The 18,472-nt window shown below is 69.9% G+C and carries 16 protein-coding genes and 1 pseudogene; 8 read left to right on the top strand and 9 right to left on the bottom strand.

What is annotated here, in order from left to right; all coding sequences use genetic code 11:
- Positions 1-187 precede the first annotated feature (187 nt).
- Both ABT342_RS31660 and ABT342_RS31665 read right to left on the bottom strand, forming a co-directional pair.
- Positions 188-868: a potassium channel family protein gene (locus tag ABT342_RS31660; protein WP_351581461.1), complete on the bottom strand. Its 681-nt coding sequence runs from the start codon at positions 866-868 to the stop codon at positions 188-190.
- On the bottom strand, positions 868-1,536 hold the full coding sequence (locus tag ABT342_RS31665) for a potassium channel family protein (RefSeq protein WP_351581463.1): 669 nt from the start codon (positions 1,534-1,536) through the stop codon (positions 868-870). Before ABT342_RS31665 ends, ABT342_RS31660 begins: the two co-directional genes overlap by 1 nt.
- Before the next feature lie 247 nt (positions 1,537-1,783).
- Here ABT342_RS31665 and ABT342_RS31670 point away from each other — a divergent pair, with 247 nt between their 5' ends.
- Together ABT342_RS31670 and ABT342_RS31675 are read left to right on the top strand one after the other, a co-directional pair.
- Positions 1,784-3,832, top strand: a complete 2,049-nt coding sequence (locus tag ABT342_RS31670) for an APC family permease (RefSeq protein ID WP_351581465.1) — start codon at positions 1,784-1,786, stop codon at positions 3,830-3,832.
- 73 nt (positions 3,833-3,905) lie between these two features.
- Positions 3,906-5,234, top strand: a complete 1,329-nt coding sequence (locus ABT342_RS31675) for a class I SAM-dependent RNA methyltransferase (RefSeq protein ID WP_351581467.1) — start codon at positions 3,906-3,908, stop codon at positions 5,232-5,234.
- 142 nt (positions 5,235-5,376) lie between these two features.
- Here ABT342_RS31675 and ABT342_RS31680 read toward each other — a convergent pair.
- A pseudogene (locus ABT342_RS31680) lies at positions 5,377-6,081 on the bottom strand (IS630 family transposase); the annotation flags it as partial.
- Between the two features lie 174 nt (positions 6,082-6,255).
- On the opposite strand from ABT342_RS31680, the gene ABT342_RS31685 reads away from it, so the two are divergent.
- Positions 6,256-6,978 carry a DUF5655 domain-containing protein gene (locus ABT342_RS31685; protein ID WP_351581469.1) on the top strand — a complete coding sequence of 241 codons (723 nt, stop codon included), beginning with the start codon at positions 6,256-6,258 and terminating at the stop codon, positions 6,976-6,978.
- Positions 6,979-7,600: 622 nt separating this feature from the next.
- On the opposite strand, the gene ABT342_RS31690 is transcribed toward ABT342_RS31685, so the two are convergent.
- The gene (locus ABT342_RS31690; protein WP_351581471.1) at positions 7,601-8,512 is read right to left on the bottom strand and encodes a LysR family transcriptional regulator; all 912 of its coding nucleotides are present in this window, start codon (positions 8,510-8,512) and stop codon (positions 7,601-7,603) included.
- A 120-nt stretch (positions 8,513-8,632) separates the two neighbouring features.
- Between ABT342_RS31690 and ABT342_RS31695 the strand changes: the two genes are divergently transcribed.
- Positions 8,633-9,079: a carboxymuconolactone decarboxylase family protein gene (locus ABT342_RS31695; RefSeq protein WP_351581473.1), complete on the top strand. Its 447-nt coding sequence runs from the start codon at positions 8,633-8,635 to the stop codon at positions 9,077-9,079.
- Between the two features lie 153 nt (positions 9,080-9,232).
- The gene (locus tag ABT342_RS31700) at positions 9,233-10,726 is read left to right on the top strand and encodes an MFS transporter (protein WP_351581475.1); all 1,494 of its coding nucleotides are present in this window, start codon (positions 9,233-9,235) and stop codon (positions 10,724-10,726) included.
- 109 nt (positions 10,727-10,835) lie between these two features.
- Here the strand turns inward: ABT342_RS31700 and ABT342_RS31705 are convergent, their stop codons facing one another.
- Complete coding sequence (locus ABT342_RS31705) at positions 10,836-11,207, bottom strand: winged helix-turn-helix transcriptional regulator (protein WP_351581477.1); 372 nt, start codon at positions 11,205-11,207, stop codon at positions 10,836-10,838.
- Between the two features lie 97 nt (positions 11,208-11,304).
- Here ABT342_RS31705 and ABT342_RS31710 point away from each other — a divergent pair, with 97 nt between their 5' ends.
- Both ABT342_RS31710 and ABT342_RS31715 read left to right on the top strand, forming a co-directional pair.
- Positions 11,305-12,297: an NADPH:quinone oxidoreductase family protein gene (locus tag ABT342_RS31710; RefSeq protein WP_351581479.1), complete on the top strand. Its 993-nt coding sequence runs from the start codon at positions 11,305-11,307 to the stop codon at positions 12,295-12,297.
- A 116-nt stretch (positions 12,298-12,413) separates the two neighbouring features.
- Positions 12,414-13,355 carry an NHL repeat-containing protein gene (locus ABT342_RS31715; RefSeq protein WP_502965648.1) on the top strand — a complete coding sequence of 314 codons (942 nt, stop codon included), beginning with the start codon at positions 12,414-12,416 and terminating at the stop codon, positions 13,353-13,355.
- 410 nt (positions 13,356-13,765) lie between these two features.
- Here ABT342_RS31715 and ABT342_RS31720 read toward each other — a convergent pair whose 3' ends face one another.
- Both ABT342_RS31720 and ABT342_RS31725 read right to left on the bottom strand, forming a co-directional pair.
- Entirely contained in the window at positions 13,766-14,158 is a 393-nt protein-coding gene (locus tag ABT342_RS31720) for a hypothetical protein (RefSeq protein WP_351581482.1), read from the bottom strand.
- A gap of 915 nt (positions 14,159-15,073) precedes the next feature.
- Positions 15,074-15,211 carry a hypothetical protein gene (locus ABT342_RS31725; protein WP_351581483.1) on the bottom strand — a complete coding sequence of 46 codons (138 nt, stop codon included), beginning with the start codon at positions 15,209-15,211 and terminating at the stop codon, positions 15,074-15,076.
- A gap of 166 nt (positions 15,212-15,377) precedes the next feature.
- Between ABT342_RS31725 and ABT342_RS31730 the strand changes: the two genes are divergently transcribed.
- Complete coding sequence (locus tag ABT342_RS31730) at positions 15,378-16,601, top strand: heparan-alpha-glucosaminide N-acetyltransferase domain-containing protein (protein ID WP_351581484.1); 1,224 nt, start codon at positions 15,378-15,380, stop codon at positions 16,599-16,601.
- Here the strand turns inward: ABT342_RS31730 and ABT342_RS31735 are convergent.
- Together ABT342_RS31735 and ABT342_RS31740 are read right to left on the bottom strand one after the other, a co-directional pair.
- A complete protein-coding gene (locus tag ABT342_RS31735; RefSeq protein WP_351581485.1) occupies positions 16,594-17,952 on the bottom strand; it encodes an MFS transporter in 1,359 nt (452 codons plus the stop codon). The two genes, ABT342_RS31730 and ABT342_RS31735, sit on opposite strands and share 8 nt — an antisense overlap.
- A gap of 111 nt (positions 17,953-18,063) precedes the next feature.
- Complete coding sequence (locus ABT342_RS31740) at positions 18,064-18,423, bottom strand: ArsR/SmtB family transcription factor (RefSeq protein WP_351581486.1); 360 nt, start codon at positions 18,421-18,423, stop codon at positions 18,064-18,066.
- Between the last annotated feature and the right edge of the window lie 49 nt (positions 18,424-18,472).

Below are 18,472 nucleotides of genomic sequence, written 5' to 3' on the forward strand. Positions count from 1 at the left end.
ATACGTGTTCGTTATTGTTGTGTTTGTTGTTGTTCGGTTTGCTCTTCCGTTGTCGGGCCCCTCGGCGTACAGGCGGCAGCCGGAGTCGGCGCCCCGACCCGGGGCGACCGACCCGAAGGGGCCGAAGCCCCCGCCCAGGGGCAGCCAACCGCCCCCGCCCCCGCCGGAGGCACCCCGTGTGCGAGCGTCAGCTCGCCGTCGTGCCCTCGCGGCGGACCGACAACAGGTCCTCCAGCTGCTCCTCGCGTGCCTGCGCCGCCACGAACAGCAGCTCGTCCCCCGCCTCCAGGGTCTCCTCCCCGTGCGGCGTCAGCACCCGCGAGCCGCGGATGATCGTCACCAGTGAGGTGTCCTCGGGCCAGGCCACGGCCCCGACCTGCGTCCCCGCCAGCGCCGACTCCGGCGGCAGGGTCAGCTCGACCAGGTTGGCGTCGCCGTGGCTGAAGCGGAGCAGCCGCACCAGGTCGCCGACGCTCACCGCCTCCTCCACCAGCGCCGACATCAGCCGCGGCGTGGACACGGCGACATCGACGCCCCACGCCTCGTTGAACAGCCACTCGTTCTTCGGGTTGTTCACGCGGGCGACGACCCGCGGCACCCCGTACTCGGTCTTGGCGAGCAGCGACACGACCAGGTTCACCTTGTCGTCACCGGTCGCCGCGATCACGACGTTGCAGCGCTGCAGCGCGGCCTCGTCCAGCGACGTGATCTCGCACGCGTCGGCCAGCAGCCACTCCGCCTGCGGCACCCGCTCCACCGAGATGGCGGTCGGCGCCTTGTCGATCAGGAGCACCTCGTGCCCGTTCTCCAGGAGCTCGCCCGCGATGGAACGCCCCACCGCGCCGGCCCCGGCAATCGCGACACGCATCAGTGACCGCCCTCCTCGGGACCCTCGGCGAAGGCCTCCTCGACCTTCTCGATCTCGTCCGTACGCATCATCACGTGGACCAGGTCGCCTTCCTGCAACACCGTCTGCGAGGTCGGCAGCACCGCCTCGCCCAGCCGGGTGAGGAACGCGACACGTACGCCCGTCTCCTCCTGCAGCTTGCTGATCTTGTGGCCGATCCAGGCCGGCGACGTGTGCACCTCGGCGAGCTGTACGCCCCCACTGGGGTCGCGCCACAGCGGCTCGGCGCCGGACGGCAGCAGCCGCCGCAGCATCTGGTCGGCGGTCCAGCGGACCGTGGCCACGGTCGGAATGCCGAGGCGCTGGTAGACCTCGGCACGCCGCGGGTCGTAGATCCGGGCGGCCACGTTCTCGATCCCGAACATCTCGCGGGCGACGCGCGCCGCGATGATGTTGGAGTTGTCGCCGCTGCTGACCGCGGCGAACGCCCCGGCCTCCTCGATCCCCGCCTCGCGAAGGGTGTCCTGGTCGAAGCCGACCCCGGTGACGCGACGGCCGCCGAAACCGGAACCCAGGCGACGGAAGGCCGTGGGGTCCTGGTCGACCACGGCGACCGTGTGCCCCTGCTGCTCCAGGGTCTGAGCGAGCTCCGCTCCCACCCGCCCGCAGCCCATGATGACGATGTGCACCTATCTACCCCGCAGTCCTGGTCATCTCGGTCATCCCGCTGACCTGCGCAAACACCGTGCTCACTCTTCTCTCTCGGCTGTTGCCCCCAACGAGCTTATGACGTGACCGTCGGGTTACCCGCATCCGAGGTACGCCGAGATACGCCGAGGTGCGCCCTGGATTCACAGCGCCCACCCGCCACCCCCTCTCCTCCGGAGCAGGGTGGCGGGTGGGCGCCGTCAATACGGAACGCTTACGATCCTCTGCGTGTCCAAACTGACCGACATTCCCAAACGGATCCTGATCGGCAGGGCGCTGCGCAGCGACAGGCTCGGTGAAACGCTCCTGCCCAAGCGCATCGCACTCCCCGTCTTCGCGTCCGACCCGCTGTCCTCGGTGGCGTACGCCCCGGGAGAGGTCCTGCTGGTCCTGTCCATCGCGGGTGTGTCGGCGTACCAGTTCAGCCCGTGGATCGCCGCGGCCGTCGTGGTCCTGATGTTCACGGTCGTCGCCTCGTACCGGCAGAACGTGCACGCGTACCCCAGCGGCGGCGGCGACTACGAGGTGGCGAACACCAACCTCGGCCCCAAGGCGGGCCTGACCGTCGCCAGCGCACTGCTCGTCGACTACGTCCTCACCGTCGCCGTGTCGATCTCCTCCGGCGTGGAGAACCTCGGCTCCGCGGTCCCGTTCGTCGTCGAGCACAAGGTGCTCAGCGCCATCGTCATCATCGTGCTGCTCACGCTCATGAACCTGCGCGGCGTGAAGGAGTCCGGGAAGCTCTTCGCGATCCCGACGTACGTCTTCGTCGCCGGCGTCTTCATCATGATCGCCTGGGGCGCCTTCAAGGGCTTCGTCCTGGACGAGTCCATGCGGGCCCCGACCGCCGACTTCGAGATCAAGCCCGAGCAGGAGGGCCTCGCCGGCTTCGCCCTGCTCTTCCTCCTCCTGCGCGCCTTCTCCTCCGGCTGCGCCGCGCTCACGGGCGTCGAGGCGATCAGCAACGGCGTACCGGCCTTCCGGAAGCCCAAGAGCAAGAACGCCGCGACCACCCTGCTCCTCATGGGCGCACTGGCCGTCACGATGTTCTGCGGCATCATCGGCCTGGCCATGGCCACCGGCGTGAAGATGGCCGAGAAGCCCGCCCACGACCTGCTCGTCGACGGCACCCCGGTCGGCTCCGGCTATGTCCAGGACCCGGTGATCTCGCAGGTCGCGGCCGCCGTGTTCGGTGACGGTACGTTCTTCTTCGTCCTGCTCGCCGCCGCCACCGCGCTCGTCCTCTTCCTGGCCGCGAACACCGCGTACAACGGCTTCCCGCTGCTCGGCTCGATCCTCGCCCAGGACCGCTACCTGCCGCGCCAGCTGCACACCCGCGGCGACCGGCTCGCCTTCTCCAACGGCATCGTGCTGCTGGCGGGCGCGGCCATCCTGCTGGTCTGGCTGTACGGGGCCGACTCGACCAAGCTGATCCAGCTCTACATCGTCGGCGTCTTCGTCTCCTTCACGCTCAGCCAGACCGGCATGGTCCGCCACTGGAACCGCCACCTGAAGACCGAGCGCGACCCGGCCAAGCGCCGCCACATGATCCGCTCCCGCGCGATCAACACCTTCGGCGCGTTCTTCACCGGACTGGTCCTCGTCGTGGTCCTCGTCACCAAGTTCACGCACGGCGCCTGGGTCGCCCTGCTCGGCATGGTGATCTTCTACGGGACCATGACGGCGATCCGTAAGCACTACGACCGCGTCGCGGAGGAGATCGCCGCCCCCGACGAGCCGACCGACGACACCGTGCGGCCCTCCCGGGTCCACTCCATCGTGCTCGTCTCCAAGGTCCACCGCCCGACGCTGCGCGCGGTCGCCTACGCCAAGCTGATGCGCTCCGACCGGCTGGAGGCCCTCAGCATCGATGTCGACCCGGCGGAGACGAAGGCGCTCAAGGAGGAGTGGGAACGGCGCGGCATCAACGTACCGCTGAAGATCCTGCACTCGCCCTACCGGGAGATCACCCGGCCGATCATCGAGTACGTCAAGGGCCTGCGGCGCGAGAGCCCGCGGGACGCGGTCAGCGTGATCATCCCCGAGTACGTGGTCGGCCACTGGTGGGAGCATCTGCTGCACAACCAGAGCGCCCTGCGCCTGAAGGGCCGCCTGCTGTTCACCCCGGGCGTCATGGTCACCTCGGTCCCGTACCAGCTCCAGTCGTCCGAACTCGCGAGGAAGCGGGCGAGGAAGCGCCAGGAATGGAACGCGCCCGGTTCGGTGCGCCGCGGCCCGGTGAACGACCGTCCGAAGGAGCCCAGCGCCAAGGGCTGAGGGACCCGGCAGCCCACGTAGACTGGTGGGCTGTCGTCCCACCACACCGCCCACCCCCTGGAGCCACCCCGTCATGCAGAACGCTGAAACGTCTTCGCTGGTCGGGGAGGAGTACGAGGTCGAGGTCGGCCCCGTGGCCCACGGCGGCCACTGCATCGCCCGCACGGAGGGCGGCCGTGTCCTGTTCGTCCGGCACGCGCTGCCCGGCGAGAAGGTCGTCGCCCGCGTCACGGAGGGGCACGAGGACTCCCGCTACCTGCGCGCCGACGCGATCACGATCCTGACCGCCTCCAAGGACCGGGTGGAGGCCCCCTGCCCGTACGCCGGCCCCGGCAAGTGCGGCGGCTGCGACTGGCAGCACGCCAAGCCGGGCGCCCAGCGCCGCTTCAAGGGCGAGGTCGTCGCCGAGCAGCTCAAGCGGCTCGCCGGCCTCACCCCGGAGGAGGCCGGCTGGGACGGCACGGTCGCGCCCGTCGAGGGCGACAAGCTCCCGGCCGGGCAGGTCCCGCAGTGGCGCACCCGCGTCCAGTACGCCGTCGACGAGTCCGGGCGGGCGGGCCTGCGCAAGCACCGCTCGCACGACGTCGAGCCGGTCGAGCACTGCATGATCGCGGCGCCCGGCGTCTCGGAGCTCGGCATCGAGGAGCGCACCTGGGAGGGCATGGCCTCCATCGAGGCGATCGCCGCCACCGGCTCCGGCGACCGCCAGGTGATCCTCACCCCCCGCCCCGGCGCCCGGCTCCCGCTGGTGGAGCTCGACAAGCCCGTCTCCGTCCTGCGTATCCACGAGAAGGACGGCAGCGTCCACCGCGTCCACGGCCGCCCGTTCGTCCGCGAGCGCGCCGACGACCGCACCTACCGCGTCGGCATGGGCGGCTTCTGGCAGGTCCACCCGAAGGCCGCCGACACCCTCGTCCAGGCCGTCATGCAGGGCCTGATGCCCCGCAAGGGCGACACCGCCCTCGACCTCTACTGCGGCGTCGGCCTCTTCGCGGGCGCCATCGGCCAGCGCGTCGGCGAAAAGGGCGCGGTCCTCGGCATCGAGTCCGGCAAGCGCGCGGTCGAGGACGCCCGCCACAACCTCCAGGACCTCCCGCGCGTCCGCATCGAACAGGGCAAGGTCGAATCCGTCCTCCCGCGCACCGGCATCACCGAGGCGGACCTCGTCGTCCTCGACCCCCCGCGCGCGGGCGCGGGCCGCTCGACGGTCGAGTACGTCTCGGGGCTGGGGGCTCGCAGGATCGCGTACGTGGCGTGCGATCCGGCGGCGCTGGCGCGGGACTTGGGGTACTTCCGGGAGAACGGGTACAGGCCGCGGACGCTGAGGGCGTTCGACCTGTTTCCGATGACCCACCACGTGGAGTGCGTGGCGATCCTTGAACCGGTGCGGGAAGACGCCTGACCTGCGGTTTTGCCGGTGCGCATTATGTGCGTTGTGGGTGTTACGGGCGATATCTTGACGCTGAAATGACGCTCGTGACGCTCGTTTTGGCGGGGCGTCAGGTGATTTGAGGGGCAGTTCGCCAGTCTCGGACCACCTGGCGCTAGCCTTCTGAGTCAGGAATTCTGTTCAGATGTGAGGCGAGGCGTTCGAGGATCTCGTCGGCGGTCTTGGTCCAGACGTAGGGCTTCGGGTCGGTGTTCCAGGCTGCGATCCAGTTGCGGATGTCCTTCTCCAGGGCTTGGACGGATCTATGGACGCCTCGTCGTATCTGCTTGTTGGTGAGTTCGGCGAACCATCGCTCGACGAGGTTGAGCCAGGATGAGCCCGTCGGTGTGAAGTGCAGGTGGAACCGGTGATGGGCCAGCAGCCACTTCTTGATGGCGGGTGTCTTGTGGGTGGCGTAGTTGTCGAGCACCAGGTGGACCTCAAGGCCGTCCGGCACTTCGCGGTCGAGCTTGACCAGGAACTTCTTGAACTCCTCGGCGCGGTGTCGGCGGTGCAGGGAGCCGATGACCTTGCCGGTGGCGACCTCCAGTGCCGCGAACAGTGTGGTGGTACCGGCGCGGACGTAGTCGTGGGTCGCCCGCTCGGGAACCCCGGGCATCATCGGCAGCACGGGCTGGGACCTGTCCAGGGCCTGGATCTGGGATTTCTCATCCACGCAGAACACCAACGCCCGCTCGGGCGGGTCCAGGTAGAGCCCCACGACGTCGTGGACCTTGTCGACGAAGTACGGATCGGTTGACAGTTTGAAGGTCTCCGACCGGTGCGGCTGCAGGCCGAACGCCCGCCAGATCCGTGACACTGAAGGAACGGGCCGTCGCCGCCGAACGACCGGTTCCCTGCAGATCCCGCAGGAAGGCGCCAGCTCCCTCGATCGGTTGCCCAGGCGGGTCGATGAGCCGGTACGGATCCCACGGATCATCCATGGCCACCAGCTCCCCGATCAGTGGGACGGGCAGGGCTGCCAGATCTCTCGATGCCTCCATGGCCGATTCAACGACGCCCCCACCACAAGATCACTGACCTGCAGAAAGTCCGCCAGCAGTTCAGTCAACAGGTCATCACCCAAGGGCTGTTCTACCTGGCGTGGCTCACCGATCACCGGGCCGAGTTCCAGCAGTTGTTCCGCGAGCGTCTCTGGGCAGAGGTTGCTTCCCAGGTGCTGTGGAGCAGCCCTAGGCTGATCTGCGTCGCTGAGGACTACACCCGCTACGACCTCCACGCCGTACGCGAGATCCGACGCACCATCGACCTCGTCCGATACAGCTACTTCGGCACAGGGCTGCTCGCCCTCGAACCAGTGGCCAAAACGACAGCCGGGGCACAGGAGCGCAGCGAGCAGCGTCGTCGACGACCGAGTGCGTCGGTAGGCATGCGTGAGGACCCCAACGCGGGGCTGCGCAGCGCGCTCGACGAACTGCTCCAGGGGCTGGGAGACGATGTGAGCAGTGTTGACCGCAAGCAGTACCGCGCGTACCGGCGGCTGCGAAACTTCGCATGCGTCAGCCACGCCCACCAGCAGGAGGTCGTGGTTACGCTCCGCATTGATCCCAAAGACGTGGACCTCGTTGGGGGCTTCACCCGGGATGCCAGCCAGATCGGCCACCACGGCACTGGTGATGTCGAGGTCCGCCTTCGGACGGAGGGCGACCTGAGTCGCGCTGAGCCGTTGCTCCGGATGAGCTACGAGGGTGCCTGAGAACGCCGGCGACCATGTCCGGTCGACGGCGGCTGGCTGACAACGTACTGGTGCTGGAGTGGAAGGTGTCCCCCTCGCGTCGCGATGGTTAGAAGGGTGGCGGTGTCCTTCCATGATGCGGAGAATCCGTGATTTCCGAATTCCTGTACGGAGTGATAATCGCGGAGGGGTGCCCATCGAGGACCCGCGCTCTCCGCCGACGAAGCTGGCTTCGGCACCCATTGTCTCGCGGGTCGTCGAGGACGTGAGGTCGGCGATGGTGTGCTCGGTGCTGGTCTCGATCGGCCGGGAGTGGCGGGGGAACGCCCCACGCCGAACGACCCGCTGAGGCCCTTTGGACTTCACACCGGTGTGAGCCCTCAGCGTTCCATCTGAACCCCACCTGCCGTGGGGCCATCCCCACATTCACGTGGAGCAGCGCTGCATCGTGAACGAGCAGGGCCTCCGCCCCCGCCCGCGGAACTCGTCCGCGAGCTGCCGACGAAGGACCCCGCCCACCGGACGTACGCCGGCGGGTACCGCGCCGACGGTGTCGAGCGCCAGGTCGGGGGTCCCGCGCGGTCCGTGGCGGGGGTGCGCCACGCGCCGCCGTCCGTGGCCGGCACGCGCTGCGGCAACGTGATCAGCAGGAGCCGGGCTGCCTGCAGCGATCGGCTGCGGAGATCTCCATGGCCGTCCGCTTGAAGGAGAGTGCCTTGGCGGAGAGATCGTCCGACCGCCACATCACCGCGTACTCGAAGGGCTCGACGTCCTCGAACGGGAGATAGACCAGGTTGGGGCGGGGGTAGTAGCGGGTTCCCTGAGCGGCCGCGATGGTGACACCCTCGCCCGCCGCCACCAGCGCGAGCAGTTCCTGCCAGTACTTCGTGGTGGTCTTGTGGTGGATGGGGCGCCCGGACGGGGTGCGGTCGGGCATGTGCCGCGCGGTGAAGTACCCGGGCATGCCGTCGATGAGGAGCAGCTTCTCGTCCGCGAGGTCTTCCAGCGAGACCGTTGTGCGGCCGGCCAGGCGGTGCGCGGTGGAGACCGCGAGCACCGTCGGGTCGCGCACGAGCACGGGACCCACGGTGAGGTCGGCCTCGTCGACGGGGAGTTCGATGAGCTGGAGGTCCAGCTCGCCCCGGCGCAGAGCCCCGAAGCGGTCTGACAGGTGGACCTCGCGGATCTGCACCTCGTAGCGGGGATACCGATCGCGGAAGGACTCCATGGCGGCCATGATCCGCTCGCTGGCCAGCGGGCTGGAGAACCCCACCCGAAGGATGCCGCAGGTACCCCGAGCGGTGTCCGACGCCTTGGCGACGGCTTCCAGGACACCGTGGTGGTGCGGGTCGAGGTCCTCGCGCAGCTGCCGGCCGAGCGGCGTCAATGACACCTGGCGGCTGGTGCGTTCGAACAGTGGGGCGCCGACGCGCCGTTCCAGAGCCTTGGTCATCTGGCTCACCCGTGCCCGCGACACGTGCAGCCGCTCGGCCGCGCGGCCGAAGTGCAGTTCCTCGGCCAGCGTCAGGAAGGTCTCCAGTTCCTGCCAGTTCATCCCCATCCCCCGTTCGGTAAGCGCACCTTACCGAACGGTGAGAACTTCGCTGTTGTTCCTGGACATCGGACGGATCCACACTGGCTACGGATGAGCGGCGAACGAGGAGGCGAGCCCACGATGACCAGGCAGCGGATCGATCTGGCAGCCGTGTCGTCGCGTGCCGCCGGCCTGGTGTGCGAGCTCGAAGGCGCGCTCCGGGGTGAGGGACTGATGGACGATCGCCTGAGGGAGCTGGTCCGAATCCGAGTGGCGCAACTCAACGGCTGCGCGTACTTCCTCGCGCGGCGTTCCCAGGAGGCACTCCGCCTGGGGGAGCGGCAGGAACCGCTCAACGAGCTCCCAGGGTGGCGCGATTCGGCACTGTTCACCGAGCCGGAGCGGGCCGCCCCGGCCCTTGCAGAGGTGATGACCCGGCTTCCGTCGAACGGCGTGCCGGACGCCGAGTACGGCCAGGCGGAGCGTCTGCTCGGCCCGTACAGCCTGGGAATCCTCATCATCGCGATCTCCGTGGCGAACGCGCTCGACCGGATGTGCCTGGCCGCGAGGCACTGTTCCCTGCACTAGCCCTCACCATCGGGCGCACCGCCCACCACACGCGACACGACTGCCGCGACACCCGGCGCGGTGGCCTCGCGCTGCCCCGTCACACGGCAACGGCGCCGCAGCGTGACGACGTGACCCAGACCCCCGTCAAGGGAAAGCAGATAAGGAACACCCATGTCCCATGCACGACGCAATGGACTGAAAAATCAGGAAACCGGCCGCGATTCCGAGGCGGCGCCCGACCCCCGCAGATGGCTCGCGCTCACCTTGCTGGTGGCGGCGTTCTTCATGGTCATCGTGGACTCGCAGATCGTCATGCTGGCCATGCCGGCGATCGAGGAGGAGCTCGGTTTCGCGCCGGGCGGCGTCCAGTGGGTGATGAGCGCCTACCTGCTGAGTTTCGGCGGACTGCTGATGTTCGGCGGACGCACCGCGGACCTGCTCGGGGGACGCAGGATGTTCCTGTTCGGCACCGCGCTGTTCGGCGTCGCCTCGGTGCTGTGCGGTCTCGCCTGGACCGATGAGGTGCTGATTGCAGCGCGGGTGGTGCAGGGTGTGGCAGCCGCGGTGATGACCCCGACCGCCATGGCCGTGCTGATGTACACGTTCGCCGAGGGTCCCGAGCGCAACAAGGCGCTGGGCATCTGGACGGGTATCGGCGCCTTCGGAGCCACCGCCGCGCTGCTGATCGGCGGCCCGATCACCGACGGCCTCGGCTGGGAGTGGATCTTCTACATCAACGTCCCGGTGGTCGCCGCGGTGCTGCTGCTCGGCCCACGCCTGCTGAAGCGGACGCCCGTCCAGCAGGGCCGCCGCCGGTTCGACCCGGCCGGCGCGGTGACGGTCACGGCCGCGATCGCCCTGCTGGTCTACGCGGTCTCCGAGGCCCCGCTCGTCGGCTGGGGCAGCGGCCAGACGATCGGCATGCTGGTCGCCGCCGCGGTCCTGCTCGTGGCCTTCACACTGATCGAGCACCGTTCCCAGGTGCCGCTGGTCCCGCTGCGGATCTTCCGTTCGCCGACCGTGGTCGGCGGCAACATCCTGATGGTCATCGTCGCCATGGCCGTGTACGGCGGAGCGCTCATGACCTCGCTCTACGCCCAGCAGGTCCTCGGCTACAGCGCCGTCAAGTTCGGCCTGAGCACCGCGGTCTACGCCGTCATGTCGATCATCGGAGCCAACGTCAGCGCCCGCCTGGTCGCCAGGATCGGCTACAAGCCGATCGCGATCGTCGGCATGGCACTGCTGTCCGGCGGACTGCTGCTGCTCACGCAGATCGATCCGAACGGCGGCTACTGGAGCGATCTGTTCTTCGGTCTGGTCATCTTCGGCACCGGCATCGGCAGTACGAACGTCGCCGCGTCCATCGCCTCGCTGACGGGCGCCAGGCCGGAGGAATCCGGCCTCGTGTCAGGTATCAACAACGCGGTGTTCCAGATCGGCGCGGCGCTCGGCATCGCGATCGCCTCATCCGTCGCCTTCGCCTACACCACGGGTACGAGTCCCGAGGCGCTGAACGACGGCTTCCAGGCCGGATTCCTGGCCACCGCGGTCTTCGCGCTGGCCGGACTGGTCACGGCACTGCTCCTGCTGCTGCACCGTGAGAAGGAGGGGTCGGCGCCGAAGGTCGACGCGGACCACGGCAAGCACGTGATGGCCGGTCACTGACGACCGGAAGGCGGAGCTTCTCGCCGTCGCGCAGCCGGCGTCCCGCCTCGCCGACCGGCTCCCGGGTCTCCTCGACCGGGGGACGGTCGCCGCGCGTCCGGCGCCGTTCTCACAGCGGCGCGGCGCCACCCTCCTGAGCGGCGAGGATGGCGTCGCCGTTGTGTTCGGCCCAGCGGCTGAGCACGCCGACCGGTTCCAGCGCCGACTCCCCCAGGCCGGTGAGTGCGTACTCGACGCGAGGTGGCACCTCGGCGAACGCCTGGCGCCGCACCAGGCCGTGATGCTGGAGCCGGCGCAACGTCTGGGTGAGCATCTTGGAACTGATGCCTCCGATGAGGGCCTTGAGTTCGCCGTGGCGGCGCGGGCCGTTGCCCAGGGCGTAGATGGTGACGACCGACCACTTGTCGCTGAGGATCTCGACGGCGAGCCTGGCGGGACAGTCGGCGAGGAACACGTCGCCGGGCCGGTTGAAGGAACTCATGGTGCCCAAGGTACCCGGCGGTTCCCATCGGTTCTCTAGCGTGGGCGGGGTCGCGGCGATCAACCCCATCCGATCAGCAATCCAGGAGCACTCTGTCATGCGCGTCCTTGCCGCCCGGCACCACGGCGGCCCCGAACAACTCCATTGGCGCGACCTGCCCGACCCCGTCCTGGGGCCGAGGCAGGTCCGCGTCGGCGTCGCCGCCATCGGGCTGAACTTCGCCGAACTCGTCCAGCTCTCCGGCGACTTCCAGATCCCCGCCCCCGACCCGCTCGTGCCGGGCTTCGAACTGGCCGGCACCATCGTCGAAGTCGGCTCCGACGTCACAACGTTCACCCTCGGACAACGGGTCATGGCGCTGGTCGGCTGGGGCGCCTACACCGACCGGCTCGTCGTCGATGCCGCGCACGTGCTGCCCGTGCCCGAGTCCATGGACGACCTGACCGCGGCCGCCTTCCCAGTGGCCTACGCAACGGCCCACCTCTCGCTGCTGCACCGCGGCGGGATGCGGGAGGGCGAGACCGTAGTGGTCACCGGGGCCACCGGAAACGTGGGGACGGCTGCACTTCAGGTCGCCCGCGCCGCCGGCGCGCGGGTCATCGCGGTCGACCGTTCCGGCGCGCTGCCGCCGACCGCGGCCGACCACGTCCTGCGACCTCCCGGCCTCGCCCGGGTGGTACGGGAACTGACCGGCGGGCGCGGCGCCGACCTCGCCCTCGATCTCGTCGGCGGCGCAGTCACCACGGAACTGCTCGACGCACTGGCCTGGGAGGGGCGACTCGTCACTACGGGCTTCGCCAGCGGCTCGGTCCCCGAGGTGAGCCTGCTCGACGTCCTCGTCAGAAACATCGCCATCGTCGGCGAGGACGTCGCGGGGTACGCCGCCCGCGACATCGCGACGGCCACGCTGGCGCTGCACCAGTGCTTGAGCTGGTACGGCGAGGGCCTCCTGGCGCCGCGCCGACCGGTCCGACACTCCGTCGCAGGCCTCGCCGCCGCGCTCGGCTCAATCGCCGACGGAACCGCACTGCACAAGCTCGCCGTGGACCTCCGCGGGGAGCACCCCATCGTGCGCGGACCTCTCGCGTAACGGTCGCCGTCCATGTCAGAGACACCATCGACGAGCTCCTTCACGCTGCCGACCGCGACCCACCATGTAGCAACGGCACTCGCTCGGCGTGCACGGAGCAAGAAAGGCATCCCATCATGCGCGTGATCAAGGTTGTCGGTGCGATCGTCACCGCGATCGCCCTGGCTGTCACCAACGGCGGTCCCGCCGGAGCAAGTCCGGACCGGCGGGCCGGGACGCCTCCGACGTCCATCCCGCTGCCCAACGGCTTCCGGCCCGAGGGCATCGCCATCGGCCCCGGCCCGTTCGCGTTCGTCGGCTCCATGGCCGACGGATCCATCTACCGCGCTGACCTGCGCACCGGGCGCGGCACGATCCTCAGCAGCGGACCAGGCACACCCTCCCTCGGGATGAAGACCGATGATCGCGGACGGCTGTTCGTGGCGGGCGGCACGGGCGGTGACGCGCGCGTCATCGACACCCGCACCGGCCGGGTGCTGGCCTCCTACCGGCTCGCCGACGGCCCGGCGTTCGTCAACGACGTCATCCTTACCGAGGACGCCGCCTGGTTCACCGACTCCACCAACCCGGTGCTCTACAAGCTGACTCTGCACGGCGGACAGCTGCCCGCCGCAGCGGTACGGATCCCGCTCAGCGGAGATATGACGTACGGCGAAGGCTTCAACGCCAACGGCATCACGCTGACTCCGGACGGCCGGGCCCTGCTCGTCGTCCAGTCCAACACCGGCGAGCTGTTCCACGTGGACCCGTCCGGCAGGAGCCACCGGGTGGACCTGCACGGAGAGTCGCTGCCCGACGGTGACGGCCTGCTGCTGCGTGGCCGGACGCTGTTCGCCGTGGAGAACGGGGTCCGGAACCGGCGCAGCGCCCTCACTGTCCTGCGCTTGAACGCAGCGGGCACCGAGGGCCGCGTCATGCGACGGGTACGTGATCACCGGTTCGACACACCGACGACCGTGGCCGCCTTCGGCGCCCGGCTGTACCTGCCCAACGCCCGCTTCACCACGAAACAGACCCCGGCAACGACGTACGACGCTGTCGCCATCCCCCGCCTGTGAAACGGCGGCACGCATGGTTCCGCCAAAGGCCGGAATCACCCTCGCGCTGCCCGCGACCGGTCTGGACGTCGCGGGCAGGCAGTTCGTCGACCGCCTGGACGCGCTCCTCCTTGCTCGGCCCCGGCTGGTTTCCGTGCTGGGTACCCATCCTTGGAGGAGCTTCCGTCAGGAACGACGCACGCGATGCTGCTGGGTGACGGCCGGCGCTCGGCCGCAGGGCGGGGAGATCTCACGGAGGAAACTGTGGGGTCGGATCTATGACCTGTTCCGCCGGTGGGAGCGGGACGGTTGCACGGAGTCGGGGCTACTCCACCTGCTGGCGAGAGGTGACGGAGCCCCGGCTGCGGGCATCATTGCGCGCGGCCGGCTGCAGGGCGTACCGAATTTCAGAAGAAGCTCCGGCATGTCCGTCACGCGGCTGCCTGGGCGCGGGAGGCGAGCTGGGGGAAGGCGTCTTCCCATAGCGTGCGCACAGTGCGGCCGACGAGGGTGCGCAGCACCGGCCACAGATGGAGGAGCAGGTCCCGGTCGAGGTAGCGGGGCAGGTCCTCGCGCAGCCCCTCGTGCAGGACGGTGCGGTACAGGCTCATACGCTGGCGCGGCTTGCCCAGGTCGTACGAGGTCATCCCGGACCAGGCCATGTGCAGCGGCAGCTCGACGACCCCCTGGGTCGGGCCGTGCAACTCGTCCAGCGACTCCGGCAGACGGCACCGGAACTTCTGCCGGTACAGCGCGAGGTCCTCGGCGTTCGCGCCCGAGAGGTTCTTCGGCGCGGGTGCGGGGTGGTGTGGGCTGGCGGGCATGCCCTCATTGTGGCGGCCGGATAGGTGGTGCGGGTCATGATGCGGGGTCGGCGTCCGGAGCGAGCGGGGGCGGATCCCTCGGGGGCGAGCTGGGTGCCGCAGTCTGCTCCGCCCTGGGCAGAACGGACTCTCGGCCACCCGTGCGCTACGACCTTGTGGAGAGCCTCCCAGGCAGTGATTCCAGGTGGTCCTGTGCCACCCGGCGGAGCCCGTGTCCGGTGGTACGGCTACGATTCGGCCGCCCGTATGCCGGATGGAGTCGGAAAGGAGGAGTGGCGGGGTGAATCTCTACGGAATACTCGGTCCCATGCTGTTCCTGGCTTCGGGGGCGGCGGGCGCTCGCGCGGCCCTGGCCCTCGATGACGCTCTCCTGCGTCGCACCTGGTCCCGGTTCCTGCGGCTGGGGCTGCAGCTGGCCTTCGCCGGTGTCACGGCGGCCACACTCGGCGGGATTGTCGTGGTTGCCATCGGGTGGCCGTACCTTCCCCTGACTGTGTTCCCGTGGCTCGTGGCCGCGCTGGCCCTGGGGATGCCGATGGCGTGCCGCGGGGCGCCGGCGAGCGGGCCGTCAAGGATGCCGTCGGCAACGTGCCTCCCCCGCAGCCGCCCGTAGCGCGAACGGCAGCAGCCGGCACCTGCTGACCCGTGACGCTCGTTTGATGCTCGGGCCTGGAAGCACCGCACTCGCAGAGCCGGTAAACCGCATCTGACCAGCAGTTTTCCTGTGATAATCCCCTGTGACGTGAAAATGATGACGCATCATGTGGAGTGCGTGGCGATTCTGGTGCTGGTGAAGGACGGTTCCTGACCGGCGGCGTGCGCCGGTAGGTCTGCGGAGCCCTTTGTCGGAGTCTGCGCGCTCGGCCGCGCATGACCGGGCAAGACGCCAGGAGGGTCCTGCGCACGGGAAGGCCCTCAAGCCCCTTGGCCTTCACGGCGCAGCGTGCAGGTGTCGTCCGCCTCGCCGGTGGGGCGCTTCGTGACGTCGACGAACTGCTGGAACTCGGTCCAGGTCGCCTCGGCGCGCACGTCGACGCCGGGCCCCGAGCCCACGTACCGGGATGTGGTGTCGTGTCGTGCAGCACTGGCTCGGGCAGGCCGCCCCGCAAATGCAGACTCCTGCATTGTGGTTCTGCTTGAGTCCGCCGTGGCCAGGGACGGCGAGCGGCCCGCCCGCCGCCAAGTGGTTGAAACCCGCCGTATCCCCAACCCTGGAGCAATGAGCCGCAACGCCTCACCCGCCCCACCACCGGAGGCGCAGTCCTCCGTCATGGCGGGCCGACCGTCACGTACATCGTCGGCAGGGCGGCTGGTCGGGGTCGATCTGGCCCGGGGGCTCGCCGTCCTCGGGATGTTCGCCGCGCACGTCGGGCCCGATCCGTCGGAGGGCGGCGCGCTGGGGTGGGGGATGGAGGTGGCGCGGGGGCGGTCCGCCGCGCTGTTCGCGTTGTTGGCCGGGTTCACGCTGGTCGTGCTGACCGGGCGGCCGCGGGCGCGGACCGGGCGGGCGGGGCGGCAGGCCATGGGCAGGGTGGTGATCCGGTCCCTCTCGCTGATCGTGCTGGGGTACGCCCTCACCGGCCTGGACACCGGGGTCGATGTGATCCTCGCCTGCTACGGGCTCCTCTTCGTCATCGCCCTGCCGCTCCACCGGCTGCGAGCCGCCACCCTGGCAGCCGTCGCCGCGGCAGGCGCGCTCGTGCTGCCGCAGGTTCTGTACCTGCTGCGGGCGGCGGTGGAGTACGGGAGCTGGGGCGATGCCGTCATCGATCGCGACCCGCTGGCGTGGGCCACCGGTTCGGACGGGGTCGTCGAGCTGTTCATCACCGGTGCGTACCCGGTGCTGACCTGGCTTCCGTTCATCGTCGCCGGGATGGCGGTGGGCAGGCTGGACCTCGGCCGGCCCGGCGTCGTCGGCAGGGTGGGCCTGCTCGGCGGGGCGCTGGCCGTGCTCGGCTACGGAGGCTCATGGCTGGCCCTGCACCTCGTCCCGGGCGCGCTGGACGGGGTGGGGGAGGCGTCGGGCAGCGGGGCGTCGGTGGCAGCGTCGGCGTGGTGGTCCGACGGTGTGGGCGAGGATCCCGTCGCGGGCGTTCCCGCCTGGCTGCTGGTGGGTTCGCCGCACAGTCAGACGACGTGGCCCATCCTGGGCAACACCGGTGTCGCCCTGGTGGTCCTGGCCGTCTGCCTGGTCGCCATGGAACGGTCGGCATGGCTGAGGCGGGCGGCCGCGCCGGTCGTCGCGGTCGGTTCGATCGCCCTGACCGCCTACGTCGCGCACATCGTCGCCATCGAGGCCCTGGAGACCGACGGGATGCCGGTCCTCCTCTGGTTCGCCGTGGCGGCCATGCTGTTCGCGCTCGCCTGGACCCGGTTCTTCCGGCGCGGGCCGTTGGAGTACGTGATGCACGCGGCCGCGAAGCCCGCCTTTCTGATCAATTGACCGGTCGGAGGCGATCGGGCGTCGGCCACTGCGGGTGCAGGGCGTCGATGCGGTACTCGTGCGTGTGGCGCCGACCCGCTTCGACAGCGCTGGTCAGATGAGGGTGGTCCGCCGGGAGCTCGGGGTGTACGTGCTCCAGCTCGGCGGGATCGACGCGTGGCCAGATCCGTACCGCCGCCACCGCGGCGGCCAACGCGACCACCGTGAGTGCGGCCGCCGCGACGGGCGGGCCGGCCTTCGCCGCCAGCCAGCCCGCGAGCGGGTAGGTCAGCAGCCAGCAGCCGTGGGAGAGCGAGAACCGCGCGGCGAAGGCGGCGGGCAGGTCCGCGCTGGTCGCCGAGCGGCGCAGCAGTCGGCCGCTGGGCGTGAGGATCACCGACGTCGTGGCGCCGAGCAGCGTCCATGCCGTGAGCAGGGCGGGCCAGGACCAGCCCGCGGTGGCCGGGACGAGCCCGACGGACAGTGCCGCCAGCACCCCGGTCATGACGAACGCGGCCGGCAGCATCAGGGTCCGGTCGCCCACCCGGTCCAGCGCGCGGGGCAGCAGCAGCGCGACCGCCATGGAACCCGCGCCGTACGCCCCCAGCGCGAGCGAGACGTCTCCCGCCGACCGGCCGAGGCCGGCGCGCACCAGCACCACCGTGTTCACGATGACCATCGCGCCGCCCGCGGCGACCACCAGGTCGAGCGCGAGCAGGGCGCGCAGTCGGGGCGTACGCAGGAACAGACGGGTGCCGAACGCCGCCTTGGCGTAGACGCCCCCGGCGCGCTCCACCGGTTCGGGTTTCGGCAGCAGTACGGAGACCACCAGGGCGGCCGAGGCGACGAAGCCGGCCGAGGTGCCGGCGAACAGCCAGTCGTACGAGGCCAGGGACAGCAGGGCGGTGGCCAGCGCCGGGCTGAAGAGGGTCTCCAGGTCGTAGGCCAGCCGTGAGAGGGAGAGCGCGCGGGTGTAGTCGCGCTCCTCGGGCAGTACGTCGGGAAGGGCGGCCTGGAACGCCGGGGTGAAGGCGGCCGACGCGGCCTGGAGCAGGAAGATCAGGACGTAGACCTGCCACACCTCGGTGACGAGCGGGAGCGCGAGGGCGACGACGGCGCGGACCAGGTCCATGGAGACGAGGAGCGCCCGTCGCGGTATTCGGTCGGCGAAGGCGCTGATGACCGGTGCGATGCCCACGTAGGCGAGCATCTTGATCGCCAGGGCCGTACCCAGCACGGCGGAGGCGTTCGCGCCCGCGATGTCATAGGCGAGCAGGCTCAGCGCTACGGTCGCGAGCCCGGTTCCGGTCAGGGCGATGACCTGGGCGGTGAACAGATGCCGGTAGGTGCGATGGCGCAACACGGACAGCATGCGGCGAGTCCTCGGGCGGGAGGGTGCGGCAAGGTCGGACTTCTACCAGCGTAACCTAAGCGTGCATGGTTGCGCACGTGTTGAATTGTTTCCGGCGGCCCGCGCGGCGGTTCAGTCGTGCCAGGGCTCGCCCGTGACCTGATGGTCGGCGTGGCTGATCGCTTCGACGACCAGGCGCCGCATGTGTCCGTCCGTCAGCGCGTAGAGCACCCGCCGGCCGTCCTTGCGGGACCGGACCAGCCCGCCCAGCCGCAACTTGGCCAGATGCTGGCTCACCGCGGGCCGGGCCGCGCCGCACGCGGTCGCGAGTGCCGTCACGTCCGACTCGCCGCGGGTGAGCAGCCATACGAGGTGCAGCCGCGTGGGATCGGCCAGCAGGGAGAAGACGCCTGCGGCGGCGGCGAGCTCGGGGGCGCCCGGTGTGCGCTGATGCGCATCAGTCGCTGTTGGGGAGCCTGCGCGTTCGGACATGGGGCCATCGTAGGCGCGTCGGCCCGAGGTGGACCCAGGTGGACCCGGG

The sequence above is a fragment of the Streptomyces sp. NPDC000410 genome (assembly GCF_040300305.1).
Taxonomy (GTDB): domain Bacteria; phylum Actinomycetota; class Actinomycetes; order Streptomycetales; family Streptomycetaceae; genus Streptomyces.